This window comes from Mesocryomonas fontinalis (assembly GCF_055730125.2).
The window spans coordinates 1-318 of the sequence record NZ_JBUZWG020000030.1; the positions used below are offsets into that span (position 1 = coordinate 1).

A 318-nucleotide genomic window follows, 5' to 3' on the forward strand; every position below is an offset into this window, starting at 1 on the left:
CATGAGAACTGCCGTCGACAAGGTGGGCCGCGGCAAGCAGCGCCAGGTCAACATCCGCTTCTTGGCGATGGTCAGCCACTTCCTGTTCGAGGCCGAGTTCTGCAACCCGGCGTCCGGCTGGGAGAAGGGCCAGATCGAGAAGAACGTTCAAGATGCCCGACACCGGCTCTGGCAGCCGATACCAAACGTGCCATCGTTGGACGCGCTGAACGAGTGGCTGGAGAAGCGGTGCCGGGAGCTGTGGGCAACGGCACCCCATGCGACCCAACCAGGCACCGTTGCCGAAGTCTGGTCCGAGGAGGTCCGTCATCTGATGGT

General features: G+C 63.2%; 1 protein-coding gene. It reads left to right on the forward strand.

Annotated elements, in window-relative coordinates; translation table 11 throughout:
• On the forward strand, nt 1-318 hold a 318-nt coding region (locus ACZL02_RS24375), incomplete at both ends, for an IS21 family transposase (protein ID WP_472941274.1).